The sequence below is a fragment of the Methylobacterium sp. ARG-1 genome (assembly GCF_001262595.1).
GTDB classification, from domain to species: Bacteria; Pseudomonadota; Alphaproteobacteria; order Rhizobiales; family Beijerinckiaceae; genus Methylobacterium; species Methylobacterium brachiatum.
This window is the reverse complement of record NZ_LHCD01000006.1, coordinates 102,932-125,721: the sequence shown is the minus strand read 5'-3', so window position 1 is coordinate 125,721 and position 22,790 is coordinate 102,932. Positions and strand designations below refer to the sequence as shown.

24 protein-coding genes and 1 other RNA gene are annotated in these 22,790 nt (G+C 70.0%); 8 read left to right on the top strand and 17 right to left on the bottom strand.

The window, feature by feature from the left end:
* Positions 1-2: 2 nt before the first annotated feature.
* Together def and recR are read right to left on the bottom strand one after the other, a co-directional pair.
* Positions 3-518, bottom strand: coding sequence for a peptide deformylase (def, locus tag AKJ13_RS09085; protein WP_050733091.1), 516 nt, complete (start codon positions 516-518; stop codon positions 3-5).
* Positions 519-643: 125 nt separating this feature from the next.
* Entirely contained in the window at positions 644-1,249 is a 606-nt protein-coding gene (recR, locus tag AKJ13_RS09080; RefSeq protein WP_007561422.1) for a recombination mediator RecR, read from the bottom strand.
* A 418-nt stretch (positions 1,250-1,667) separates the two neighbouring features.
* Here recR and AKJ13_RS09075 point away from each other — a divergent pair, with 418 nt between their 5' ends.
* Positions 1,668-3,287 carry a phosphoenolpyruvate carboxykinase gene (locus AKJ13_RS09075; RefSeq protein ID WP_050733038.1) on the top strand — a complete coding sequence of 540 codons (1,620 nt, stop codon included), beginning with the start codon at positions 1,668-1,670 and terminating at the stop codon, positions 3,285-3,287.
* Between the two features lie 42 nt (positions 3,288-3,329).
* Here AKJ13_RS09075 and AKJ13_RS09070 read toward each other — a convergent pair whose 3' ends face one another.
* Positions 3,330-3,668 carry a MarR family transcriptional regulator gene (locus tag AKJ13_RS09070; RefSeq protein WP_244471559.1) on the bottom strand — a complete coding sequence of 113 codons (339 nt, stop codon included), beginning with the start codon at positions 3,666-3,668 and terminating at the stop codon, positions 3,330-3,332.
* 207 nt (positions 3,669-3,875) lie between these two features.
* Between AKJ13_RS09070 and AKJ13_RS09065 the strand changes: the two genes are divergently transcribed.
* Entirely contained in the window at positions 3,876-4,190 is a 315-nt protein-coding gene (locus tag AKJ13_RS09065) for a hypothetical protein (RefSeq protein ID WP_144426215.1), read from the top strand.
* Between the two features lie 137 nt (positions 4,191-4,327).
* Here AKJ13_RS09065 and AKJ13_RS09060 read toward each other — a convergent pair whose 3' ends face one another.
* From AKJ13_RS09060 to AKJ13_RS09050, 4 genes are all read right to left on the bottom strand, one after another.
* Positions 4,328-4,651 carry a YbaB/EbfC family nucleoid-associated protein gene (locus AKJ13_RS09060; RefSeq protein ID WP_007561429.1) on the bottom strand — a complete coding sequence of 108 codons (324 nt, stop codon included), beginning with the start codon at positions 4,649-4,651 and terminating at the stop codon, positions 4,328-4,330.
* An 80-nt stretch (positions 4,652-4,731) separates the two neighbouring features.
* Entirely contained in the window at positions 4,732-6,621 is a 1,890-nt protein-coding gene (locus tag AKJ13_RS09055; protein WP_050733036.1) for a DNA polymerase III subunit gamma/tau, read from the bottom strand.
* A 36-nt stretch (positions 6,622-6,657) separates the two neighbouring features.
* An RNA gene (ffs, locus tag AKJ13_RS29985) (signal recognition particle sRNA small type) lies at positions 6,658-6,756 on the bottom strand.
* Positions 6,757-6,797: 41 nt separating this feature from the next.
* Positions 6,798-7,058, bottom strand: coding sequence for a PepSY domain-containing protein (locus tag AKJ13_RS09050; RefSeq protein WP_050733035.1), 261 nt, complete (start codon positions 7,056-7,058; stop codon positions 6,798-6,800).
* 158 nt (positions 7,059-7,216) lie between these two features.
* Here AKJ13_RS09050 and AKJ13_RS09045 point away from each other — a divergent pair, with 158 nt between their 5' ends.
* A complete protein-coding gene (locus AKJ13_RS09045) occupies positions 7,217-8,755 on the top strand; it encodes a YifB family Mg chelatase-like AAA ATPase (protein ID WP_050733034.1) in 1,539 nt (512 codons plus the stop codon).
* On the top strand, positions 8,752-10,494 hold the full coding sequence (locus AKJ13_RS09040) for a bifunctional protein-serine/threonine kinase/phosphatase (RefSeq protein WP_050733033.1): 1,743 nt from the start codon (positions 8,752-8,754) through the stop codon (positions 10,492-10,494). The genes AKJ13_RS09045 and AKJ13_RS09040 overlap by 4 nt, the downstream gene beginning before the upstream one ends.
* 9 nt (positions 10,495-10,503) lie before the next feature.
* Here the strand turns inward: AKJ13_RS09040 and AKJ13_RS09035 are convergent, their stop codons facing one another.
* From AKJ13_RS09035 to AKJ13_RS09015, 5 genes are all read right to left on the bottom strand, one after another.
* Positions 10,504-11,223 carry a glutathione S-transferase gene (locus tag AKJ13_RS09035; protein WP_050733032.1) on the bottom strand — a complete coding sequence of 240 codons (720 nt, stop codon included), beginning with the start codon at positions 11,221-11,223 and terminating at the stop codon, positions 10,504-10,506.
* A 46-nt stretch (positions 11,224-11,269) separates the two neighbouring features.
* Positions 11,270-11,716 carry a hypothetical protein gene (locus AKJ13_RS09030; protein WP_050733090.1) on the bottom strand — a complete coding sequence of 149 codons (447 nt, stop codon included), beginning with the start codon at positions 11,714-11,716 and terminating at the stop codon, positions 11,270-11,272.
* Between the two features lie 124 nt (positions 11,717-11,840).
* Complete coding sequence (locus AKJ13_RS09025; RefSeq protein WP_050733031.1) at positions 11,841-12,230, bottom strand: hypothetical protein; 390 nt, start codon at positions 12,228-12,230, stop codon at positions 11,841-11,843.
* Positions 12,231-12,263: 33 nt separating this feature from the next.
* On the bottom strand, positions 12,264-14,144 hold the full coding sequence (locus tag AKJ13_RS09020; protein WP_050733030.1) for a methylmalonyl-CoA mutase family protein: 1,881 nt from the start codon (positions 14,142-14,144) through the stop codon (positions 12,264-12,266).
* 96 nt (positions 14,145-14,240) lie between these two features.
* On the bottom strand, positions 14,241-15,044 hold the full coding sequence (locus AKJ13_RS09015; RefSeq protein ID WP_007561446.1) for an undecaprenyl-diphosphate phosphatase: 804 nt from the start codon (positions 15,042-15,044) through the stop codon (positions 14,241-14,243).
* 255 nt (positions 15,045-15,299) lie between these two features.
* On the opposite strand from AKJ13_RS09015, the gene AKJ13_RS09010 reads away from it, so the two are divergent.
* From AKJ13_RS09010 to AKJ13_RS09000, 3 genes are read left to right on the top strand one after another with little or no spacing between them, the layout of a single operon-like run.
* A complete protein-coding gene (locus AKJ13_RS09010) occupies positions 15,300-15,992 on the top strand; it encodes a glutathione S-transferase family protein (RefSeq protein ID WP_007561448.1) in 693 nt (230 codons plus the stop codon).
* A gap of 29 nt (positions 15,993-16,021) precedes the next feature.
* Positions 16,022-17,167: a tRNA epoxyqueuosine(34) reductase QueG gene (gene queG, locus AKJ13_RS09005; RefSeq protein WP_082316901.1), complete on the top strand. Its 1,146-nt coding sequence runs from the start codon at positions 16,022-16,024 to the stop codon at positions 17,165-17,167.
* Positions 17,164-18,027, top strand: a complete 864-nt coding sequence (locus tag AKJ13_RS09000) for an SDR family oxidoreductase (RefSeq protein ID WP_050733029.1) — start codon at positions 17,164-17,166, stop codon at positions 18,025-18,027. The genes queG and AKJ13_RS09000 overlap by 4 nt, the downstream gene beginning before the upstream one ends.
* On the opposite strand, the gene AKJ13_RS08995 is transcribed toward AKJ13_RS09000, so the two are convergent.
* Genes AKJ13_RS08995 through AKJ13_RS33065 form a run of 3 tightly spaced genes read right to left on the bottom strand, consistent with a single transcriptional unit; the run spans position 18,028 to position 19,837 of the window.
* Complete coding sequence (locus tag AKJ13_RS08995; protein WP_144426218.1) at positions 18,028-18,852, bottom strand: metal ABC transporter permease; 825 nt, start codon at positions 18,850-18,852, stop codon at positions 18,028-18,030.
* 47 nt (positions 18,853-18,899) lie between these two features.
* Positions 18,900-19,706 carry an ABC transporter ATP-binding protein gene (locus tag AKJ13_RS08990; RefSeq protein ID WP_050733027.1) on the bottom strand — a complete coding sequence of 269 codons (807 nt, stop codon included), beginning with the start codon at positions 19,704-19,706 and terminating at the stop codon, positions 18,900-18,902.
* A complete protein-coding gene (locus tag AKJ13_RS33065) occupies positions 19,703-19,837 on the bottom strand; it encodes a hypothetical protein (RefSeq protein ID WP_268868448.1) in 135 nt (44 codons plus the stop codon). The genes AKJ13_RS08990 and AKJ13_RS33065 overlap by 4 nt, the downstream gene beginning before the upstream one ends.
* A gap of 123 nt (positions 19,838-19,960) precedes the next feature.
* Here AKJ13_RS33065 and AKJ13_RS08985 point away from each other — a divergent pair, with 123 nt between their 5' ends.
* On the top strand, positions 19,961-20,446 hold the full coding sequence (locus tag AKJ13_RS08985) for a transcriptional repressor (protein WP_050733026.1): 486 nt from the start codon (positions 19,961-19,963) through the stop codon (positions 20,444-20,446).
* A gap of 4 nt (positions 20,447-20,450) precedes the next feature.
* On the opposite strand, the gene AKJ13_RS08980 is transcribed toward AKJ13_RS08985, so the two are convergent.
* Together AKJ13_RS08980 and AKJ13_RS08975 are read right to left on the bottom strand one after the other, a co-directional pair.
* Positions 20,451-21,956, bottom strand: coding sequence for an undecaprenyl-phosphate glucose phosphotransferase (locus AKJ13_RS08980; protein ID WP_050733025.1), 1,506 nt, complete (start codon positions 21,954-21,956; stop codon positions 20,451-20,453).
* A gap of 426 nt (positions 21,957-22,382) precedes the next feature.
* Positions 22,383-22,730 carry an antibiotic biosynthesis monooxygenase gene (locus tag AKJ13_RS08975; RefSeq protein WP_007561461.1) on the bottom strand — a complete coding sequence of 116 codons (348 nt, stop codon included), beginning with the start codon at positions 22,728-22,730 and terminating at the stop codon, positions 22,383-22,385.
* Between the last annotated feature and the right edge of the window lie 60 nt (positions 22,731-22,790).

The following is a 22,790-nucleotide window of genomic DNA, read 5'->3' as shown; positions in this document are numbered from 1 at the left end:
GGTCAGGCCGCGTCGCGCTTGGCCGCCTTGGTGAAGCGCTTGATCACCCGGTCGCGCTTCAGCTTCGAGATGTGATCGATGAACAGCACGCCGTTCAGGTGGTCGATCTCGTGCTGGATGCAGGTCGCCAGGAGGCCGTCGGCCTCGATCTCCTGCTCCCGGCCCTCGATGTCGCGGAACTTCACCCGCACCCGGTCCGGCCGCTCGACTTCGGCGTAATATTCCGGGATCGACAGGCAGCCCTCGTCGTAGACCCGCTTCTCCTCCGAGGACCAGACGATCTCGGGATCGATGAAGACCCGCGGCTCGCGCACGCCCTCTTCCTTCGAGGTGTCGATGGTCACGACCCGCTTGGCGACGCCGACCTGGATCGCCGCGAGCCCGACGCCCGGGGCGTCGTACATCGTCTCGAACATGTCGGCCACGAGGGTGCGGATCTCGGGCGTGATCGGTCCGACCGGCTCCGAGGTGCGGCGCAGGACGGCGTCGGGGAGGATGACGAGCGGACGGATGGTCATGGCGGAAACCGGCAAGGGGAGCGCCACAGACGCGGACTCCGGGGATTCCGAGGCAATATGGCGTGGGTCGGGGCCGGTCAAATACCGCTTCTACAGGTCGCCGCGACACCGCGCCGGCAAAACCCTCAGAAGGTGGTGCGACTGCGGATCGCCGCGGTGAGCGTGCCCTCGTCGAGATAGTCGAGCTCGCCGCCGACCGGGACGCCGTGGGCGAGGCGGGTCACCTTGCGGTCGAGGTGCCGGATCGACTCGGTAACGTAATGGGCAGTGGTCTGGCCGTCGACGGTGGCGTTCAGCGCCAGGATGATCTCCTTCACCGCCGGATCGGCCGCGCGCTCCACGAGGCTCGCCAGGTTGAGATGCTCGGGCCGCACGCCGTCCAAGGCCGACAGGACGCCACCGAGCACGTGGTAGCGCGATTTGACCGCTCCGGACCGCTCCAGGGCCCAGAGGTCCGACACGTCCTCCACCACCACTAGGGTCGAGGGATCCCGCTCGGTGTCGCGGCAGATCGTGCATGGCTCGGAGGTGTCGACGTTGCCGCAACTGGAGCAGACCACGATGCGCTCGGCCGCCACCCGCATGGCGTCGGCCAGCGGGGCGAGCAGCGTCTCGCGCTTCTTAATGAGCTGGAGCGCGGCCCGCCGCGCCGAGCGCGGTCCCAGGCCCGGCATCCGGGACAGAAGCTGGATCAGGCGCTCGATTTCGGGGCCAGCGACGGCTTGGGGCATCGTGCCTCTGGGGCGGGGAATTGCTGAATGGGCGTCTGCGGAACGTTCGGCAGGGCATAGCCGCCCCCCGGCGGTGCGCAAGAGCGCATCTCCGCCCACCCCGATCTGGTCGTTCGGGCCGATGAGCCTGCGCGGTGCCGAAGAACATCCGTCCGCCGACTGTTACAACGGCGGCGTCCTGCGATCATCACCGGGGTCAAACGACTGCGCTCGCGTTGCAGGCCCCCCGCGACACCCGGTAAGACGGCAACGCTTGGTCGCCTATCCAGTATGGGACGGACGAGCGACCGGGGAACGGAGATCCAGCGTGCGGCGGACCTGTACGACCGCACGGACGTCCCCCGGGTAGTCCCGGACTCCGCTGGCGTCCGGTCATGTCGCGTCGACGGCACGAACAGGGGCCCCGGGAGATACGCTCTTGACTAATATCGGTGATTACAACGCGGCCCACGGTGCCGACGCCGCCGGCTTCCGCGGCCTCAAGGCCGTCCGCTGGAACTTCGAGGCGCCGAGCCTCTACGAGGAGGCGCTGACCCGCAAGGAGGGCCAGCTCGCCCGCGGCGGCGCCCTCGTGGCGACCACCGGCAGCCATACCGGCCGCTCGCCCAAGGACAAGTTCGTGGTGCGCGATGCCAGCACCGAGAACGAGATCTGGTGGGACAACAACGGCGCGATCACGCCGGAGCAGTTCGAGACCCTGCGCCAGGATTTCCTCAAGCACGCCGAGGGCAAGGAGCTGTTCGCCCAGGACCTCTATGGCGGTGCCGACCCGGCCCACCGGGTCAAAGCCCGGGTGTTCACCGAGTACGCCTGGCACTCGCTGTTCATCCGCAACCTGCTGATCCGGCCGGACCGGTCCGAGCTCGCGAGCTACGTGCCGGACCTGACGATCATCGACCTGCCGAGCTTTGCGGCGGATCCGGCCCGGCACGGCTGCCGCTCCAAGACCGTCATCGCCATCGACTTCGCGAAGAAACTCGTCCTGATCGGCGGCTCGGCCTATGCGGGCGAGATGAAGAAGTCGGTCTTCACCTACCTGAACTACATTCTGCCGGGCCAGAACGTGATGCCGATGCATTGCTCGGCCAACGCGGCGCTCAACCCCGAGGGCGGCTCGGCGATCTTCTTCGGCCTGTCGGGCACCGGCAAGACCACCCTGTCTAACGATTCCTCGCGCCAGCTGCTTGGCGACGACGAGCACGGCTGGTCGGACGAGGGCATCTTCAACTTCGAGGGCGGCTGCTACGCCAAGACGATCCGCCTCTCGCGCAACGCTGAGCCCGAGATCTACGCCACCACCGAGCGCTTCGGCACCGTGATGGAGAACGTGGTGATCGATCCGGTCACGCGCGCGCCGAATTTCGACGATGCCTCGCTCACCGAGAACACGCGCTGCGCCTATCCGCTGGAGTTCATCGCCAATGCGAGCGCCACCGGCCGGGCCGGGCACCCGAAGAACATCGTGATGCTGACCTGCGACGCCTTCGGGGTGATGCCGCCAATCGCCAAGCTCACCGGCGCCGAGGCGATGTACCACTTCCTCTCGGGCTACACCGCCAAGGTGGCCGGTACCGAGCGCGGGCTGACCGGGCCCGAGGCGACCTTCTCGACCTGCTTCGGCGCGCCGTTCATGCCCCGGCACCCGAGCGTCTACGGCAACCTGCTACGCGACCTGATCGCAAAGCATGAAGTCGATTGCTGGCTGGTCAACACCGGCTGGACCGGCGGCGGCGTCGGCACCGGCCAGCGCATGCCGATCCGCGTCACACGCCGGCTGCTCGCCGGCGCCCTCGACGGATCGCTCGCCCAGGCCGAGTTCCGCCGCGACCCGTATTTCGGCTTTGCGGTGCCAGTCTCGGTGCCGGGCGTCGAGGCGGACATCCTCACCCCGGTCAAGACCTGGGGCAACAAGAGCGCCTTCGTCGAGACGGCGGCGCGGCTAGTGAAGATGTTCGACGACAACTTCAAGCGCTTCGAGGCCCATGTCGATCCCGACGTGCGGACCGCCGGGCCGACCGCTCAAGCGATCGCCGCGTAAGCGTCTGAACGACCGGGCGGCCCATTGTGCGGCCGCCCGTGCTTACCCGAGCCCGGCGATCAGCTTCGCAAGAAGCCTGTTCAGGATGCGCTGCTCGTCCTTGGTGAGCGGTGCCAGGACCCGGCGCTCGCCCTCGATATGGCGCGGGAGCAACGCATCGATGACCTCTGAGCCCTTCTGGGCCAGCGCGACCAGCGTCCCACGCCGATCCGACGGATGCTTCTGACGCTCGATCAAGGCGGCCTTCTCGAAGCGGTCGATCCGCGCGGTCATCCCACCCGATGAGATCATCGCGGCCTCGCACAGGGCGGTTGGCGTCAGCGCGTAGGGGGCGCCGGACCGCCGCAGCGTCGCGAGCACGTCGAACTGACCCTGCTGCAAGCCGAATTCCGCGAATACCGGCTGGCCGGCATGGGGCTGGGGCTCGGGGGCGCGCTGCTGTTTGCCGCGTCGCGCCTATAGGGTGCCGACGGGGGAGGGCTCTGGACCGGGCTCGCCCTCGCGGCGCCGCTGAGCGTCGCCGCCGGCATTATCTATCGCTCGGTGGCATGGCCCGACGATGCGTCGCCGCGCCTGTTGACGCCGATCATGGCTCTCACGGCCGCGGCGATCATCGGGGCTTATGCGGTTGCCTTCGGGATCCCGCTTATCGCTGTCCCCTCGGCCTCGACGGCCGGCCTGCTGCCGGTGCAGGCGGCGGGCATCGCGGCCACCTACGCGCTGCTCTTCGTCTTGCAGAAGCGTAGCGGCCCGGTCTGGCTCAGCCAGATCGGCTGGATCGGCGCGATCACCGGCAAGGGGCTGGCAGTGGCACTGCTGAATGAAAGCTTCTCGCCGATCCTCGCGCTGGCGATCCCGCTCATTCTGGCCGGGATCGTCTTCGTCAGCCGGCGACGGCGTTGACGAGGACGCGGCACGCGATGGCTGGACTCATCCGTCCGATCCTCGTCCTCATCCTCAGGTGCCCGCGCCAACGAACCTCGAAGGACGAGGGGAGAGATTCAGGTGGCCGTGGCCCCGAACCCGTATCCGGGCCGCCCCTAAAACGGCAGCTTCATGCCGGGCGGCAGGGGCAAGCCCTTGGTCAGCTCGGCCATGCGCTCCTGCATCGTCGCCTCGGCCTTGCCGCGGGCGTCGTTGCAGGCGGCGACGATCAGATCCTCGAGGATCTCGCGCTCGTCGGCGACCATCAGGGACGGATCGATGCTGACGCCCTTCATCTGGCCCTTGGCGCTCATGGTGACGCGCACGGAGCCGCCGCCGGAGGCGCCGGTCACCTCGATCTCGTCGAGCTCGGCCTGCAGGGAGCCCATCTTCTCCTGCATGGCCTGAGCCTGCTTCATGATGCCCATCAGGTCGCGCATGCAGCTCTCTCTCGTCGCGTGAAGATCAGTCTAGGTGGGGATGATGGCGGTGCGCCGCCATGTGCGGCCGTGCCCACTCCTCAGAAGTCGTCATCCGGGACCTCGTCCGCCGGCACCGGGTCGCCGTCGCCCGTGATCGCCGGGTCGGCGGTCGGCGGCGGCGCGGTCTCGCGGACATCGACGATCTCGGCACCGGGGAAGCGCGTCAGCACCTCGCGCACGAACGGGTCGGCGGCGGCATTCTCGCGGCGGGTCTCGGTGGCGGCCTTGACGGTGGCATCGAGGGTCGGCGCGCCCTCTTCCTTGGAGACCGAGACGGTCCAGCGCTGCCCGGTCCAGCGCAGGATCGCGGCGGCGATGTCGGTGGCCAGGCTCGACCGGCCGCCCTGGGCGAGGCGGAACTCGATCCGTCCCTCCTCGAAGCGCACGAGGTGGACGTCGCGCTCCAAAGCGGTCTTCAGGAGGATGTCGCGGTTGGCGTCCGCGAGCGCGACCAAGTCCTCGAAGCGGGCGAGCCGTGGCGCGGGCGGTGCGGCCGGCCGCTCCGCCGGGGCGACCATCGCGATCGGGGCCGGGGCCGACATCGCCACCGGTGCCGCCGCGGCGGAGGCCATGGGCGCGCCGACCGGCATCGGCCGCGGTGCGACGGCCGCCGCCGCACTCGGGCCGCCACCGCGCAGGTCGGGGATTGGCGGCAGGGGCGGACGGCCGGAGGTGGCCGGGGCCTCCTCGACGGGCGCCGCCGCGGCCTCGGCCTTCAGCTGGCGCAGGGCCTCGTCGGGGGTGGGCAGGTCGGCCGCGTAGGCGAGGCGGACGATCGCCATCTCGGCCGCCGCCAGCGGACGCGGAGCAGCCTGGACCTCTGGGATCGCCTTCAGCAAGATCTGCCAAGCGCGCGACAGGGCGCGGATCGAGAGCTTCTCCGCGAACTGGCCGCCGCGCACCCGCTCGGTCTCGCTGAGCGTCGGGTCGGAGGCGGTCTCGGGCACGACCTTCAGCCGTGTCACGAGATGGGTGAAGGCCGCGAGGTCTGACAGCACCACGGACGGGTCGGCGCCGGAATCGTACTGCGCCCGCAGCTCGGCGAAGGCCGCCGGAACGGCGCCGCGCATCACCGCCTCGAACAGGTCGAGAATCCGCGCCCGGTCGGCGAGCCCGAGCATGTCGCGCACGCTCTGGGCCGTGACCGCGCCGGCGCCGTGGGCGATGGCCTGGTCGAGCAGCGAGAGCGCGTCGCGCACGGAGCCCTCGGCGGCGCGCACGATGGCGCCCAGGGCCTCGTCCTCGGCCTCGACCTTCTCGGCCGCGCAGACCTTGGCGAGATGGGCATGCAGGACCGGCGCCTCGACCCGGCGCAGGTCGAAGCGCTGGCAGCGCGACAGGATTGTCACCGGGACCTTGCGGATCTCGGTGGTGGCGAACACGAACTTCGCGTGGGGGGGCGGCTCCTCGAGCGTCTTCAGGAAGGCGTTGAACGCCTTCTCGGAGAGCATGTGGACCTCGTCCACGATGTAGACCTTGTAGCGCGCGGAGACCGGCCCGTAGCGGATGCCGTCGATGATCGCGCGGACGTCGTCGATGCCGGTATGCGAGGCGGCATCCATCTCCAGCACGTCCATGTGCCGGGATTCCATGATCGCCGCGCAGTGCAGGCCGAGTTGCGGCATCGACACGGTCGGGCCGGTATCGGGGAGGTCGGCCCGGGCATAGTTGAGGCCACGGGCGAGGATGCGGGCGGTGGTGGTCTTGCCGACCCCGCGCACGCCGGTCAGCATCCAGGCCTGGGGTATGCGGTTGGCCGAGAACCCGTTGGCCAGGGTCCGCACCATGGCATCCTGGCCGATCAGGTCGCCGAAATTGGTCGGGCGGTACTTCCGCGCGAGCACCCGGTAGGGCGTCGCCGCGCTGGCGGGGCTTGCGAACCCGGGCAGGCCCGGCTCGTCGTCAGGCGTGCCGGTCGAAGCGTCCATGCCGTGTCGGGTCGGGCTTCCGAGCGCCAGGAAATAAGGTGGGAGGCTGGACGAAGACCCGCTCGGTCTCGTTAGGGCTGCTTCCTTCCGGACCTGACCCGGTTGGCGAGTGAAACGTCCCTCGCCAACCCCCCGCCGACTATATGGCCGGGCTCTTGGCCGAACGCAAGCGCCGGCTACTCGGCCTTGCGCTTGACCACAGCGAGGGTCTTGGGATCGAGCTTCAGGTCGAACTGCTTGCCGTTGGCGTCGATCGCATCGTCGACCTCGATCATGCCGTCGTCGAGCTCGATCTCCTTCCACTTGGTGAAGCCCTCCTGGCGGAGCATGGCCTCGACCTTGGCCTGCTGGTCGGGCGGAAGCTTCTCGTCGGCCCGGGCGGTGCCGGTGAGGCCGGCGGCCAGGGTGAGGGCGAGCAGGGGGGCGGCGAGGCGCATCGAAGTCTCCGTTTCGCAATTGCGTGCCGGCTTTGAACAGCAAGACCGCGCTCAGGTTCCCAGGAAGCCGCGATCCTCTTGAGCGCGCTTCGATTTTCCAGCACAGCTAAGGTTGCCCGACGCGCCGCGCCGGCACCGGGGTTCAGGACTGCCGACCTATGGTCACACGCGTCGCCACCGTGGCGTTCGAGGGGATCGAGGCTCGGGCCGTGGACGTGCAGGTCCAGATCATCCCGGGAAACGTCTTGTTCAACGTGGTCGGCCTGCCCGACAAGGCGGTGGCCGAATCGCGCGAGCGGGTGCGGGGCGCCCTGATTGCCTCCGGGCTGGCGCTGCCGGCCAAGCGCATCACCGTCAACCTCGCCCCCGCCGACCTGCCCAAGGAGGGCTCGCACTACGATCTCCCGATCGCGCTCGGCGTCATGGCGGCGATCGGGGCGATCCCGCCCGACGCGCTCGGCGGCTACTGCGTCCTTGGCGAACTGGCGCTGGACGGCAGCATCACGGCGGTGAACGGCGTGCTGCCGGCCGCGATCGCGGCGGGGGCGCGCGGCCTCGGGCTGATCTGCCCGGCCGCCACCGGGTCCGAGGCGGCCTGGGCCGGGGGCGACCTCGACGTGCTCGCCCCGCGCTCGCTGATCCAGCTCGCCAACCACTTCAAGGGCAGCCAAGTCATGGCCCGGCCGGAGCCCTCGGTGGCCGGCTTGGCGGGACCGTTGCCGGACCTCTCAGACATCAAGGGCCAGGAGGGGGCCAAGCGCGCCCTGGAGATCGCGGCGGCCGGTGGCCACAATTTGTTGATGAACGGACCGCCCGGATCCGGGAAATCCATGCTGGCGGCCCGGCTCCCCTCGATCCTGCCGCCGCTCACGCCCCGGGAGTTGCTCGACATCTCGATGATCCAGTCTGTGGCGGGCGAGCTGAAGGACGGCGCGCTCTCAAACCGCCGGCCGTTCCGGCAGCCGCACCATTCCGCCTCCATGGCGGCGCTCGTCGGCGGCGGCCTCGGGGCCCGGCCCGGGGAGGTGTCGCTCGCTCATGGCGGGGTGCTGTTCCTGGACGAGCTGCCCGAGTTCACGCCGCAGGTGCTCGACAGCTTGCGCCAGCCGATGGAGACCGGCGAGGTCATGATCGCCCGGGCGAACCACCGCGTGACCTATCCGGCGCGCTTCCAGCTCGTGGCGGCCATGAATCCGTGCCGCTGCGGCCAGGGTCTGGAGCCGGGCTATGCCTGCCGCCGGGGGCCGAACGAACGTTGCATGGCACAGTACCAGGCGCGGATCTCCGGGCCGATGCTCGACCGGATCGACCTGCGCATCGAGGTGCCGGCGGTCACAGCCGCCGACCTGATCCTGCCGCCGCCAGCCGAGGGCTCCCGCGAGGCCGCCGCCCGGGTCGCGGCCGCCCGCGCGCTCCAGACGAGGCGCTACACCGCTCGCGCTCTACCGGCCGCCACCACGAACGCCACCTGCCCGGCGACTCTGATCGAGGAAGTCGCATCGCCTGATTCAGAGGGGACGGCTCTGATTCGGCAGGCGGCCGAGAGCATGCGGCTCTCCGCCCGCGGCTTCCACCGGACCCTGCGGGTGGCGCGCACGCTCGCCGATCTCGACGGCGAGGCGCAGGTGCGCCGGATGCATCTGGCCGAGGCCCTGTCCTATCGCGGCCGCGGCGACGCGTCGGCGGCGGCCGCGTGAGGGCGGACCTGACCGTCACGATCGGCCAGGCCAGCGCGGCCGGGCGGAAGGAGGCCAATCAGGATTTCCACGGCGCCCTGGTGCCGTCCCAGCCGGCGCTCGGCCTAAAGGGCATCGCGGTGGCGCTGGCCGACGGGATCAGCAGCAGCGCGGTGGGTGCCCTGGCGAGCGAGACCGCGGTCAAGAGCTTCGTCAGTGACTACTACGCCACACCCGATACGTGGTCGGTGAAATCCTCGGCGCAGCGCGTGATCGCGGCGACAAATTCCTGGCTCTACGCCCAGACGCGGCGTGGTCTCGACCCGCACGATGCCGACAAGGGCTACGTCACCACTTTCAGCGCGCTGGTGCTGAAGGCGCGCACGGCGCACCTCTTCCACGTCGGCGATGCCCGGATCTGCCGCGTCGCCGGCCGGTCGCTGGAACAGCTCACCCAGGATCACCGGGTCGTGGTCTCGGCCGCGGAATCCTATCTCGGCCGCGCCCTGGGGGCGGGCGGGCATGTCGAGATCGACTACCACGCGGTGAGCATCGAGGCCGGCGACGTCTTCGTGCTCACCACCGACGGCGTGCACGAGCATGTCCGCCCCCGGGACGTGGCCGCGATGATCGCGGCGGCCGGGGACGATCTCGACGGCGCCGCCAGGGCGATCGTAGAGGCCGCGCACGAGGCCGGCAGCCCGGACAACCTGACCGTCCAGATCGTGCGGCTCGACTCGGTGCCCGAGGGCGAGCCGGCGGATCTCCTCGGCGGTGTCGAGGGGCTGGATCCCGCCCCGCTGCTCGACCCGCCGGCCGAGTTCGACGGATATCGGCTGCTGCGCACCCTGCATTCCGGCCCGCGCAGCCGGGTCTACCTCGCGGTCGACGCGGAAGCGGGGGATCAGGTCGCGCTGAAGGTCCTGTCGCTCGACCAGCGCGACGACCCGGCGCAGCGCAAGCGCTTCGCCCTGGAGGAGTGGATCGCCCGGCGGATCGACAGCCCGCACGTGCTCAAGGCCCATCCGCAGACCCGGCGCCGCAGCCACCTCTACACGGTGATGCGCTACGTCGAGGGCCAGACCCTGACGCAGTGGATGCGCGACCATGCTTCGCCCGAGCTGGAGGCGGTGCGCGGGCTGATCGAGCAGCTCGCCAAAGGTGTGCAGGCCTTCCACCGGCGGGAGATGGTCCACCAGGATCTGAGACCCGACAACGTCCTGATCGACAAGGCCGGGACTGTGCAGGTCATCGATTTCGGCGCCACCACGGTGGCCGGGGTGGTCGAAGGCGATCCCCGGATCGACGCCGCCGAGATTTTGGGCACGGTGCAGTACACGGCTCCGGAATGCTTTCTCGGCGAGCCCTCGACCGCGTCCTCCGACATTTTCTCGGTGGGCGTCATCGCTTACCAGATGCTGACCGGCCGGCTGCCCTACGGCGATCGGGTGCCCCGGGCCCTGACCCGCGCCGCCCAGCGCAAGCTCCGCTACGCGTCCGCCCGGGGCGTCCGGCCGTTGCTGCCAGTCTGGGTCGACGGGGCGCTGCGGAAGGCCGTGCATCCCAATCCCGCCCGGCGCTACCAGGCGCTCTCGGAATTCGTCCACGACCTCCGGCACCCCAACCCGGCCTTCACGGAGACGCGCCGGGCCTCGCTGCTGGAGCGGGACCCGCTGCTGTTCTGGCGTCTGCTGTCGCTGGTGCTGGGGCTCATCGCGCTGACGCTAGCCGGGATCCTGATCGCCCACCCGCCCCGATAGATGACCGCCTCAACCGTCGAGCTCCGGATACCGGCGGAAGATCCCGTCCTCGTTGAACGGGATGCGCCGGTTGCTGGCGAGATAGGCGGCGATGCGCGGACGCCGGGCCACCGCCTCGTGCAGCCGCGCAACATGGGGCGTCTCGCGCAGGGCCGCGGCGGATGCCTTGGGGAAGGCGTAACGTAGGCCGGCGACGAGCTGGAACAGGGACAGATCGGCGTAGGACAGTTTTGCGCCGACGAGATGCCTGCCGCCATTGGCCGTCAGCACCCGCTCGAAATAGCCAATGAATTTGGGGATGCGTTCGTCGCGAAAACCCTGCGCCCTGCGCAGCGCTTCCGGCTTCTGGTCCGCGTAGTAGAGGCCGACGCCGAGGGGGTGGTGGGTGTCGTGGGCCTCGTCCACCGCATCCGCAATGGTGAGCTGCAGCTGGTGCGTCCAGATCCGGTCCGGCTCGGATTCGCCGACGAGGCCGAGGCGGGGGCCGAGATAGAGCAGGATCGCCGCGGTCTGGCCGATCATGGCGGTGCCGTCGCGCAGGAATGGCGGCGCGAAGGGTGGCCGCGGGTTCTTCGGGTCGTCGAGGCGATCCAGCATCGGCTCGATGCCGCCGTGGTCATCGTCCCGGCGGGCGACGTCCACGTAGTCGGCGCCGGCCTCTTCGAGGGCCAGGCGGACGAACTCGCCGCGCCCCTGGATCATCGGCCAGTAATGCAGCTCGTAGGGCATCGCGTCTCCTCGACCGAGAAGACGCAGCACCTTGCGTGGTTCCCGCTCAGTTGGCCGGGGCGTCGCCGTCGGTGGCCTTCTCGGGCGGCGGCTCGGCGCTGGCGACCGCCTTATGGGCCAGCATCGGCTGCAGATGCTCGGCGAGCTGCTGGTCGAGGTGCTTGACGTAGGCGCCCTTGAAATAGCGCTCGCCGGTCTTGGCACCGTAGATCCGGTCATGAGCCTGGATCATCGCGGCGACCTCCGGGCGGCACAGGAAGCCGGTGATGCCCACCGCCTCGTACCAGTGGCCGGCCCGGGCCTCGGCGGTCGCCTTCGGGTTGGCCAGCACGGTCTCCGCGAAGCACTCCGTCGCCGCCTGCCGCAGAGGGGCCAGGATCTTCTCGGCTTCCGCCTGGTTCACCGCCGGAGCGGCCGGCTGGCGGTGAGGACGAGCCTGCGCGGTCGAGACGAGCGTGAGGACGGCAAAGGTGGCGAGGATCGTAGACTTCATGCGGGCGGCCTCGTCGGGTGTCCGAATGGCGTTCAGCATTCCCTCATGATTGCGTCGGGATCGCGGCTGAGGGGACGTTGCATCCGCCCGATCTCGGGCAAGATGCGGACCATTTCGCGACGCGTCAGCCGCGCCGCTCGGCCCGCCAGCGACCGCGGCATGCGACGGCGCCGGTAGCGACCCAGGTGCCGGTCCCGAACCCGTTGGGGCCGAGCCGGCCGGCGACGTCGGCGGTGGCGATACCGCTGGCGATCGAGCCGCGCACCACGCCGTTCCGGGTGACGCTGCCTTGCACCAGGAAGGCGGTCCCGACGAGCCGGGCCTGCCCGTGCTCGATCCGCACCGGGTACCGATAGGCCCGGTCGCAGGCGCCGGCCTCGGTGAGGATCTCGACGCTCCAGATGCCGTCGAACCGGTCCGGGATCGGGACGCCCCGCGGCACGGCCGCCGCGGGAATCGCGCATCCGAGGATCAGGGCGGCGCCGATCAGGCGCGCGAAACGGTGTCGGCTCATGGCGGTAGTCGGCGCAGGCAGGTTCGGGTCGTCTCAGTGGGTCGCGGGGGGCCGCATGGCGGCGCGCAGCGCACCGTCGAGCAGGGCCACCAGGTCGCAGCCGACATGCAGGAAGGCGTGCACGCCTGCGGCCTTCAGCGGATCGAGCAGATCCGCCGGTTTGCCGGCAAGATAGATCGTGCCGGCTCCAGCTTGGTTCAGGGCCTGCACGGCCGGCACGGCCTGCTCGGCGTAGATCGCGTCGGTGGAGCAGATGCAGGCGAGCGCGGCACCGGAGCCCCGGAACGCATCCGCCAGCGCGGCCGGATCGGTGAAGCCGTCGTTCGAGACGCCCTCGATGCCGCCGGCCGCGAAGGCGTTGGCCGCGAAGGTCGCCCGGGCGTTGAACGCGGAGACCGCGCCGAGATTGGCGAGGAAAACGCTCGGCCGCCGGCCGGTCTTGGCCAGGTAGGCATCGGAGGCGTCGCGCAACGCCTCGAAGGGCTCCGCCAGGCGGATCGCGGGCAGCGCATCGCAGGCGACCGCCGAGCCCGAGCCGAAATTCGAGCTGGGTCCAGCGGTGACCGGCTTCACGTCGAGGACCGTGACCGGCTTCTCGGCGAGGTTCGGGAACTCGCTCGCGCCGGTCAGCGGCGCGCGGCGGGTCGCCACGGCCTTGGCCCGGGCCTCGCGGGTCGCCTCGATGCGCCGCTGCAGCTTGCCGACGCTGAGCGAGGCGACGATGCCGCCCTCGGCCTCGATCGCCTGGAACGCCGCCCAGGCCGCCTCGGCGAGCTGGTCGGTCAGGGCCTCGAACCCGCCCGCGCCGGCGGCGGGGTCGGCGACCCGGGCGAGGTGCGATTCCTCCAGCAGCACGATCTGGCTGTTGCGCGCCACCCGGCGGGCGAAGGCGTCGGGCAGGCCGAGCGCCTGGGTGTAGGGCAGGACCGTGACCGCATCGGCGCCGCCCATGCCGGAAGCGGCGGCGGCCATGCCTGTGCGCAGGATGTTCACGAACGGGTCGCGCCGGGTCATCATCCGCCACGCGGTTTCGGCGTGGAGGCGCAGGGGCTTCGGCTCCAGACCGCAGGCCTGCTCGATCCGGGCCCAGAGCCGGCGCAGGGCGCGGAATTTCGCCACCGTCACGAACTCGTCTGCATCGGCGGCGAGCAGCACGGCGATGCGGTCGCGGGCCGTGGCGAGGTCGTGGCCGGCCGCCTCCAGGGCGCGCAGATAGGTCACGGCGGTGGCGAGCACGGCGGCAAGCTCGGCCGCCTCGCCGGCGCCGGCCTCATGGTAGGGGCGTCCGTCGGCCAGGAAGGCCCGACCGCTGAAACCCGCCGCTTCGAGGGCGGAAACGGTGGTGGCCAGCCGCGGGGCGATCTCGCTCCAGACCGCCCCGAGGCTGCCGGTGGCGGCGAGCGTCCCGACTGGATCGATGCCGAGGTCGAGATCGTAGCTGGACAGGTCCTCGCCCCGGTGCGCCGCCAGGGCCTTCACCAGGCCGGCGACTTCGAGGCCGCGGGCGCCGGCATCGAGGCGCAGGCTGATCAGCGGCAGCATCACGCCCTTCAGCAGGGCGTCGAGATCCTCAACACTGCTTACGGTGAGGCCGTAGCCGCGGGCGGCGGGCGAGCCGGCAAACACCAGAGCCAGGGCGTTGGCGCCGCCCTCGAGGTCCGTCATCGCCTGGGCGTTGGCAGCGACGATCTCGGGATGATCGACCCGCTGGGAAACCCGCCAGGGACCCGGCTCGCGGAAGGGCTGGGCGGTCGGCTCGGCCCGGGGATAGAGCGGCTCGATCCGCAGGCCGTCGCTCGTCCGGGAGACCAGCCGCTTCTCGAAATCGGCACCCTTCAGGACGTTGTCCACGAGGCCGAGCCAGCGCGCCCGGTCGGCGGGCTCGAACAGGTCGGCGAGCGGTGTGTCTTCCATCGGAACGTCCCTGGGCGCGGCGTCTTGTGCACCGCTTTCAGGGTCGTGCCTCGCACGCCGCTCGCCCGGAGGCAATTGCCCGAAGGGCGAGGATTGTTATCCGAGGATGATCAGGCCGGCGAAGCCCAGCGCGCCGACGATGATCCGCCACCAGGCGAACAGCCGGAACCCGTGGCGAGACACGTAGTCGAGCAGCACGCGGACCACGAACAGCGCCGACAGGAACGAGACGATGAAGCCGATCACGATTAGGCCGACATCGTCGCGCGACAGAAATTTATAGTTGTCGAACAGGTCCTTGGCGAAGGCGCCGGCCATGGTCGGCATCGCCAGGTAGAACGAGAACTCGGTGGCGGAGCGCTTGTCGGCGCCCATCAGCATCGCGCCCACGATGGTGGCGCCGGAGCGCGACACGCCCGGGATCATGGCGAGGCACTGGAAGATGCCGATCTTCAGGTCCATCGGCAGGGTGAAATCGTAGACGTCGGTCTTCTTCACCTCGAGGTCGGTATCGTCGATGACGAGGAGCACCAGGCCGCCGGCCACCAGGGTCGCGCAGACGATCCATGGGTTGAACAGGTAGGCCTTGATGACCTTCGAGAAGAGGCCGCCGATGATCGCGGCCGGCAGGAACGCCACTAGGATGCCGATCACGAAGCGGCGAGCCTGCGGATTCGTCGGCAGCGCGGTGGCGATGCCGATCAGCCGGCGGAAATAGACCGCGAGGATCGCCAGGATCGCCCCGAGCTGGATCAGCACCTCGAAGGTGTTGTTGGGCGAGTGGAAGCCGATGAAGTGGCCGACCAAGAGCTGGTGACCGGTGGATGAGACCGGGATGAACTCGGTCGCGCCCTCCACCAGGGCGAGCAGGACCGCCTTGCCGATGCTTGCCGGATCCATTGTCGAGCCTCGCGCCGCGGGCGCGCGACCGCCCGTCGTGAGCGGGCCGCGGACCATGGGAAAATTGCGCCCGGAGGCATCGCCCATCAGGGTTGACGGGCAGTTACCGGAACAGGCGGCGCGTGTTAAGGGCTCGGCAACGATCGAGCAATAACGCTCGCTCTGAAGTCCTGCGCGCCGAAGACCCGCGCGCCTGGGCCGACGACCGGCGCGGGACTGGCCGCGCCGTCAGACCGAGCAGTCCTGACGGCCTCAATGGCGACCCTCTACCACTTCCCCTTCTGCGCGAATTCCCGGTTCATCCGTCTCGTCCTGGCCGAGATGGGCCTGGAACCGACGCTGTTCGAGGAGCGCCCCTGGGAGCGCCGGGACGACTTCCTGCTGATCAATCCGGCCGGGTCGACGCCCGTTCTGCTGGAGCAGACCGGTCTCGTCGTGCCGGGCGCCGGGGTGATTGCCGAATATCTCGACGAGACGCGCGGGCTCGGCCTGTCCGGGCGGCGGATGCTGCCGGACGACACGGTGGAGCGGGTCGAGGTCCGGCGCCTGCTCGACTGGTTCCTGATCAAGTTCGACTCGGAGGTGACCGGCTACCTGGTCAACGAGAAGATCTCGAAGCGCTTCATGTCGGCCCACGAGGGCGGCGGCCCGCCGGACATGAACGCGATCCGGGCGGCGCGGACCAACGTGCGCTACCACCTCAAATATATCGGCTACCTGATCGCCCGCCGCCGCTGGCTTGCGGGCGACAACCTGACCTATGCCGATCTCGCGGCGGCGGCCCATCTCTCATGCGCCGATTATCTCGGTGACGTCCCGTGGGACGAGGACGAGATGGCCCGCAACTGGTATGCTCGGGTCAAGTCGCGGCCCTCCTTCCGGGGGCTGCTGGCCGACCGGGTGGCCGGCATGCCGCCGGCTGCCCATTACGCGGATCTGGATTTCTGAGCCCACGACGGACCTATTTCGGCGCCGACCTGCGTCGCCTCGTCGAGGCGCGGGCGCAGCATCTCGGCTTCTGCGGGCTGCGAATCACCTGGCCCGACCGCCTGCCGGACCTGCCCGACCGGCTGTCGCGCTGGCTGGAGGAGGGCGCCCACGGCACGATGGACTGGATGGCGGAGCGCGCCGACCAGCGCGCCAGCCCCGTCGGCCTGTGGCCCGGCCTGCGCAGCATCCTGGTCCTCGCCATGAGCTACCGCCCGGAGGACGACCCGCTCGAGCTCGTGGCCCGGACGGATCGCGGCGCGGTCGCGGCCTATGCGCGGCGCCGGGACTATCACGAAGTTTTGAAGGGGCGGCTCAAAGAGCTCGGCGGCTACCTCTCCGCCAAGGGCGATGCCCGGGTGAAGGTGTTCTGCGACACCGCCCCGGTGATGGAGAAGACGCTGGCCGAGGCGGCCGGGCTCGGCTGGCAGGGCAAGCACACGGTCCTGCTGTCGCGCGAGCACGGCAACTGGCTGCTCCTCGGGGCGATCTACACCAGCGCGGAGTTCGAGCCCGACGCGCCCGGCCGCGGGCATTGCGGCTCCTGCCGGGCCTGCCTCGACATCTGCCCGACCGACGCGTTCCCGGCGCCCTACCGCCTCGATGCCAGGCGCTGCATCTCGTACCTGACGATCGAGCATGCCGGGCCGATCGCCGACGAATTCCGGACAGCGATCGGCAACCGGGTCTTCGGATGCGACGACTGCCTCGCCGTCTGCCCCTGGAACAAGTTCGCCCGCCAAGCCGCCGATGCCCGGCTGGCGGCCCGTGCGGATCTCGAAGCGCCAGCGCTGGCCGATCTCGCCGAACTGGACGACGCGTCCTTCCGCAAACTCTTCGCCGGAACCCCGGTGAAGCGCACCGGCCGGGACCGGTTTCTGCGGAACGTGATGATCGCGGTCGGCAATTCCGGCGACCCGCGCCTGGCAGATTCGGCAATCGCGCGGCTGGACGACGCCTCGCCGCTCGTGCGCGGCATGGCGGTCTGGGCCTGCGGTCGGCTGCTGGAGCCGGACGCCGTGCGGGCGCTGCACCGGCGGCATGGGCTCGCCGAGACGGATTCGCATGTGCGCGACGAGTGGAGCGCCGCCACCGCCTTGACGGAACTTCGCCTCGGCGAGACACCCCCGGCATGAACCTCTTCATCTTCGGGCTTGGCTTCACCGGCCGCCGCTTCGCCGAGCGGGCGCGCGACCGCTTCCAGACCGTGCAGGCGACCGTCACCGATCCGGCGGCCGCGGCGCGCATCGCCGCCGAGACCGGCTTCACCATGCGGGGCTTCGGCCCGGAAGCCGACGATCCCCGCATCGCCGACGACCTCGCCGATACCGACGCGCTCCTCGTCTCGGCGCCGCCCTCCGAGCAGGGCGACCCGGTGCTGCGGCGCTACGAGGAGGCGATTGCGGCGAGCCGGATCGGCTGGATCGGCTACCTCTCGACCATCGGGGTCTACGGCGACCAGGGCGGGGCCTGGATCGAAGAGACGACGCCCCCCGCGCCGCGCAGCGCCCGATCCCGCATTCGGCTCGACGCCGAGGCGGCCTGGTTCGAGCTGGGTGCGCGCACCGGAAAGGCCGTGCAGGTGTTCCGGCTGGCTGGCATCTACGGCCCCGGGCGCAACCCGATCGTGAAGCTGCGCGAGGGCCGCTCGCAGCGCATCGTGAAGGCCGGCCAGGTCTTCAACCGCATCCATGTCGACGATATCGCGACCACGCTGCTGGCCTCGCTGAACCGTCCCCGTCCGGGCGCGGTCTACAACGTCACCGATGACGAGCCGGCCCCGCCGCAGATCGTCACCGAGCACGCCGCCGCACTCACCGGCCTGCCGCTGCCGCCCGAGATCGACTTCGAGACTGCCGACCTGTCGCCGATGGCGCGCAGCTTCTACGGCGAGAACAAGCGCGTGCGGAACCGGCTGATCCGGGACGAGCTCGGCGTCGCGCTGGCCTATCCGACCTACCGCGCGGGCCTCGCCGCGCTGAAGGACGAGGCCTGATCAGGCTTCGAGGTGGCGCGGCCGGATCAGGCGGCGGAGCAGGCCGCCGCGCGGGCCGGCCAGCATCGAGACGAGGTAGAGCGCTCCGGCGGCCAGCACGATGGCCGGGCCGCTCGGCAGATCGAGCTGGTAGGACAGGCTGAGCCCCGACACGCTCGCCACCACGGCGATCAGCATCGAGATCGGGATCAGGCCGCCGAGGTCGCGCGCCCAGAACCGGGCGGCCACTGCCGGCAGCAGCATCAGCCCGACCGCCAGAAGGGTCCCGAGCGCCTGGAACCCGCCGACGAGATTGACCACCACCAGCGCCAGGAAGGCAAGATGCACCGGCCCGCCGCTGCGGCTGACCGTGCGCAGGAACAGCGGATCGACGCATTCCATCACCAGCGGCCTGTAGATCGCGGCCAGCGCCACCAGCGTCAGCGTGCTGATGCCGCCGAGCAGGATCAGGGCGGCGTCATCCAGCGCCAGGACCGAGCCGAACAGGAAATGCATCAGGTCGATCTGCGAGCCGCGCAACGACACCAGCAGCACGCCGCCGGCCAGCGAGATCAGGTAGAAGGCCGCGAGGTTGGCATCCTCGCGCACCACCGTCGCCCGGGTGACGGCGCCGGCGAGCAGCGCCACCGCCAGGCCGGCCACCAGCCCGCCGATGGTCATGGCCGGCAGCGACAGACCGGCTACCAGGAATCCCGCCGCGGCGCCGGGCAGGATCGCGTGGCTCATCGCGTCGCTCATCAGGCTCATGCGACGCAAGGTCAGGAACACCCCGACCGGCGGCGCTGAGACCGACAGGGCGAGGCAGCCCGCCAGCGCCCGGCGCATGAACCCGAACTCGACGAACGGCGCGAGGATCGGCCCGAACGGATCGATCACGCGGCGTCCTCGTGGTGGTGATGGCTGTCCGGGCCGTGGTCGTGGCCCGATGCGACGGCCGGCTTCGGCCCGACGCACACCGCGGCATCCTCGTCCCAGGCTTCGGAGAGATTGCGCGCGCGCGCCAGATTCTCCGGCGTGAGCACCCGCGCGGTCGGCCCCCAGGCCACGGCTTCGCGGGCGAGCAGGAGTGTCGTCGGAAAATGCTCGCGCACCTGGGTGAGGTCGTGCAGGGCTGCGACGACGGTGCGGCCCTGGCCGTGCCAGAGCCGGATCAGGGCCAGCAGATCCTCGACGGTGCGGTTGTCGATGCCGGTGAACGGCTCGTCGAGGAGCATCACCGGGCAATCCTGCAGGATCAGCCGGGCGAACAGGGCGCGCCGGAACTGGCCGCCCGAGAGCGTGCTGATCGGGCGCGCCTCGAAGCCGCCGAGCCCGACCGCGTCGAGGGCCGCCCCGATCTCCGGCCGCCAGCGCTCCAGGCCACGCCAGGATCCGGCCTTCCGCCACAGACCCATGCCGGCGAGGTCCATCACGCTCAGCGGGAAGCTGCGATCGATCTCGTCGGCCTGCGGCATGTAGGCGAGGGCGCCGGAGCGATCGATATGACCCTCCAGGCAGCGGATCTCGCCGGCCATCCCTTTGAGCAGGGTCGACTTGCCGGCGCCGTTCGGCCCGACCAGGGCCAGCAGGTCGCCGGCGCGAACGGTCCCGGAGAGGTGGTGGACCGCCGGATGCCGGTCGTAGCCGAGGGTGATGCCGACCAGGCGGATCGATTCTCGTGTGGCGGGCCGGATGCTCATGCCGCGAGCGCCCAGGCGATCACGAGCCAGACCAGGGTGGAGAGCACCACGGCAAGGGCGAGGCGCGGGCCGATACCGCTGCGGAACAGGGATCGTGGGGCCGCTCGGCGTGGGGTGGCGATGGTCGGCAAGACGTCCTCGTCGCGCGCTCGGGCCGGCGCGGGGACCGTTCGGCTACTGGTGCGGTCCGGGGCGGCAGTGATACACTGTAACAAACCCGCTGGACAACCGGCGGTTTTGCGGTTGGAGCGAACATGCACCGTCACGAGGGCCACGACGCGTGCCACGGCGATGTCGCCGACATGCTCGCGCGGGCTGAGGCCGTCTGCCGCGAGCGCGGACTGCAATTCACGCCCCTGCGCCGGGAGGTGATGGAGGCGGTGGCCGAGGCCGGCAAGGCGCAGGGCGCCTACGACATTGCCGAGAAGCTCAGCGCACCGGGCAAGCGCGTGGCGCCGGTCTCCGTGTACCGCGCCCTCGATTTCCTGATGCAGCAGGGTTTGGTCCACCGGATCGCGAGCCGCAACGCCTTCATCCCCTGCGCCCACGGGCACGCTCCGGGGGAGGGCGTGGTGTTCTTGATCTGCCGCACCTGCGGCGGCGTGGACGAGGCCTCCTCGGAGGAGCTGGAGGACGGTCTCGACCGCACCCTGAAACGGGCGGGCTTCACGCCGGCCCACAGCATCCTCGAAGTCGAGGGCGATTGCGGCGCCTGCCGGGAGCGGCAGCAGGCCGGCTGACACGTCAGCGCGCGTTCTTGTAGGCCCGGCGCGACACGATCGTGAGCAGCATGATCTGGATGTCGAACCAGATCGACCAGTTGTCGATGTAGTGCAGGTCGCAGGCGACGCGCCGCTCCATGTCGAGGTCGGTCAGGGTCTCGCCGCGATAGCCGTTGACCTGCGCCCAGCCTGTGATGCCGGGGCGGACGTTGTGCCGCCGCGCGTAGAGCGCGATCCGCCGCTCGAAGCTGCGGTCATGCGCCAGGGCGTGCGGCCGGGGACCGACCAGCGACATCTCGCCCCGCAGGACGTTCAGGAGCTGCGGCAGCTCGTCGAGATTCGTCCGCCGCAGGATCGCGCCGACCTGGGTGATGCGGCTGTCGTTGCGGGTCGCCTGCTTGAACACCGCGCTGGCATCCGCCCGCATCGACCGGAACTTGAACACGCCGAAGGGCTGTTGATTGAAGCCGTAGCGCTTCTGTCGGAAGAAGACCGGGCCCGGGCTGTCGAGCTTGATCGCCACGGCGATCGCCGCCAGCAGCGGCGACAGGGACACCAGGGCGATCGCCGCCACGACCAGGTCGAGGGCGCGCTTCAGCACGATCTCGGCGATGTTGAGCGGCCGGCGGCCGATATTGATGCCGGAGACACCGCCGACCCGGGCGACCTGCATGTCGGGGAACCGGTCGAGCACGCTGCCGGGCCGGAGATGCAGGGCGGAGGGCACCCGCAGGAAGGCGTCGATACACCGCTCGACCTCGGCGGTGTCGGTCCATGGGACCAGCACGAAGACATCGTCCGGCCGCAGGAACCGCACCACCGACACGGCGAGGTCGAGATCCTCCTGCAGCTGGTCGTGCCGCGACACCGTGTCGGCGCCCGGATCGACCCGGCGCAGGTAGCTCGTGCCGACGATCCGGGAGCCGAGCTGGTCAGCCTCGTGGCTGGCATAGAAACGGGCGATGTCCTCCTCGTAGCCGACCAGGTGCACGCGGCTGGCGGAGGTGGATCCGGACGCGAGGCTGCGGCGCACCAGCCGGGTCGCCACGGTCCGGGTCATCACCAGGACGGGCAGGCCGATGACGAAGGAGGCGATCGAGACGAGGCGCGAGTAATCGTTCGTGGTCTTGGTCAGGAAGCCGACCAGCAGCACCGCCGCCCAGGCGACCAACCAGAGCGAGGCCATGCGCTGGACGTTGAGCTTCTGCGCCATGATGCCGTCGAGGCTGTAATCCTCCCGCAGCACGTTGGTCGCCACGATGATGGCGCCGAGCAGGGCGGCCAGCCGCAGGCCGCGCAGGGCCGTCACCCAAACGCTCTCGCCCCCGAAGGCCACCTGATAGCCGAATTCGACGCCCAAAATGACCGCGACGATCGCCACGATGTCGGCCACCGCCATCGACGACGACATGGCGATGCGCGCCAGCGCGCGACCGCGGCGCGGCAGGAGCGCCGACCATACGCTGCGACGGCGCTCGGCCGAGGTCGGCAAGGCCTGGAACGTCTCCGGAACCCGCTCGTGAAACATTTGGCCCGCCACGTCCCGGTTTGATCGGACTTTGTACCGGTCTGAAACACGTAAGTTTTCAGCGCCGGCATCTGCCGATGACGGAGCAAGGGGTGAGCCGCCACGGTGAGCGTTTCGGCGGCAGAAACGTGGCCGTTCATGTAGGCCAACGTCCGACGGTCGGCAATACATGGTAAATGCTGAGTTACCGGAATACAGACACGTGCGGCCTGGCGCAGCTCAACATCCGGATACCAGCAGTTGCGTTGGAATGTCAGATCATTGCTGACCGGTTGAATCCCCCGCCGGCGTGAAGCTTGGCGGATCTTACTGCCTTCGCGGAAATTCCGTCGCAGCGATTGCCATGCGGGGATACGGCAACCCTAAATTAAAGGGCGCCCGCCGCCGATCCGGCAGCGAGCGCCCTGAATACCGTTATAGGTCCCGTCAGACGGCGTCGGCGTGCTGCTTGGCGCCGTCCGCGCCGCCGACCGTCTGGACCATCTCGAACCCCTCGAATTGCGGATGACCGAGATAGAGCGGCTTGGTCGAGGGCGCCCGGCTATGGGCCTTGCGGAACTGCTCTGAGCGCGTCCAGGCCTCGAAATCGGCGCGCGAGCGCCAGACGGTGTGCGAGGCGTAGAGGACGTGGTCCTCCTGTTCCGGACCGCGGAGCAGATGAAACTCAACGAAGCCTTCCATCTCCCCGAGGTGGCTGTCACGGCCGAGCCAGACGGCCTCGAAGTCCTCGGTCGCATCCTTAACGACCTTGAAGCGATTCATCGCGATAAACATGGTGATCTCCGTTGCAGCACCGAATTTAGGCCCCGAACCCCGTCCGGGCGAGCCCTGCTG

Coding starts and splice junctions, on each gene's coding strand:
- AKJ13_RS09030 (WP_050733090.1), bottom strand. CDS start 11,716: ATGAAGTCTACGATCCTCGCCACCTTTGCCGTCCTCACGCTCGTCTCG.
- AKJ13_RS09045 (WP_050733034.1), top strand. CDS start 7,217: ATGGTCACACGCGTCGCCACCGTGGCGTTCGAGGGGATCGAGGCTCGG.
- AKJ13_RS09020 (WP_050733030.1), bottom strand. CDS start 14,144: ATGGAAGACACACCGCTCGCCGACCTGTTCGAGCCCGCCGACCGGGCG.
- def (WP_050733091.1), bottom strand. CDS start 518: ATGACCATCCGTCCGCTCGTCATCCTCCCCGACGCCGTCCTGCGCCGC.
- AKJ13_RS09025 (WP_050733031.1), bottom strand. CDS start 12,230: ATGAGCCGACACCGTTTCGCGCGCCTGATCGGCGCCGCCCTGATCCTC.
- AKJ13_RS09015 (WP_007561446.1), bottom strand. CDS start 15,044: ATGGATCCGGCAAGCATCGGCAAGGCGGTCCTGCTCGCCCTGGTGGAG.
- AKJ13_RS09035 (WP_050733032.1), bottom strand. CDS start 11,223: ATGCCCTACGAGCTGCATTACTGGCCGATGATCCAGGGGCGCGGCGAG.
- AKJ13_RS08985 (WP_050733026.1), top strand. CDS start 19,961: ATGCACCGTCACGAGGGCCACGACGCGTGCCACGGCGATGTCGCCGAC.
- AKJ13_RS08990 (WP_050733027.1), bottom strand. CDS start 19,706: ATGAGCATCCGGCCCGCCACACGAGAATCGATCCGCCTGGTCGGCATC.
- AKJ13_RS08995 (WP_144426218.1), bottom strand. CDS start 18,852: ATGCGCCGGGCGCTGGCGGGCTGCCTCGCCCTGTCGGTCTCAGCGCCG.
- AKJ13_RS09050 (WP_050733035.1), bottom strand. CDS start 7,058: ATGCGCCTCGCCGCCCCCCTGCTCGCCCTCACCCTGGCCGCCGGCCTC.
- AKJ13_RS09000 (WP_050733029.1), top strand. CDS start 17,164: ATGAACCTCTTCATCTTCGGGCTTGGCTTCACCGGCCGCCGCTTCGCC.
- AKJ13_RS09065 (WP_144426215.1), top strand. CDS start 3,876: ATGGCTCTCACGGCCGCGGCGATCATCGGGGCTTATGCGGTTGCCTTC.
- recR (WP_007561422.1), bottom strand. CDS start 1,249: ATGCCCCAAGCCGTCGCTGGCCCCGAAATCGAGCGCCTGATCCAGCTT.
- AKJ13_RS08975 (WP_007561461.1), bottom strand. CDS start 22,730: ATGTTTATCGCGATGAATCGCTTCAAGGTCGTTAAGGATGCGACCGAG.
- AKJ13_RS09055 (WP_050733036.1), bottom strand. CDS start 6,621: ATGGACGCTTCGACCGGCACGCCTGACGACGAGCCGGGCCTGCCCGGG.
- AKJ13_RS09010 (WP_007561448.1), top strand. CDS start 15,300: ATGGCGACCCTCTACCACTTCCCCTTCTGCGCGAATTCCCGGTTCATC.
- AKJ13_RS08980 (WP_050733025.1), bottom strand. CDS start 21,956: ATGTTTCACGAGCGGGTTCCGGAGACGTTCCAGGCCTTGCCGACCTCG.
- AKJ13_RS09060 (WP_007561429.1), bottom strand. CDS start 4,651: ATGCGCGACCTGATGGGCATCATGAAGCAGGCTCAGGCCATGCAGGAG.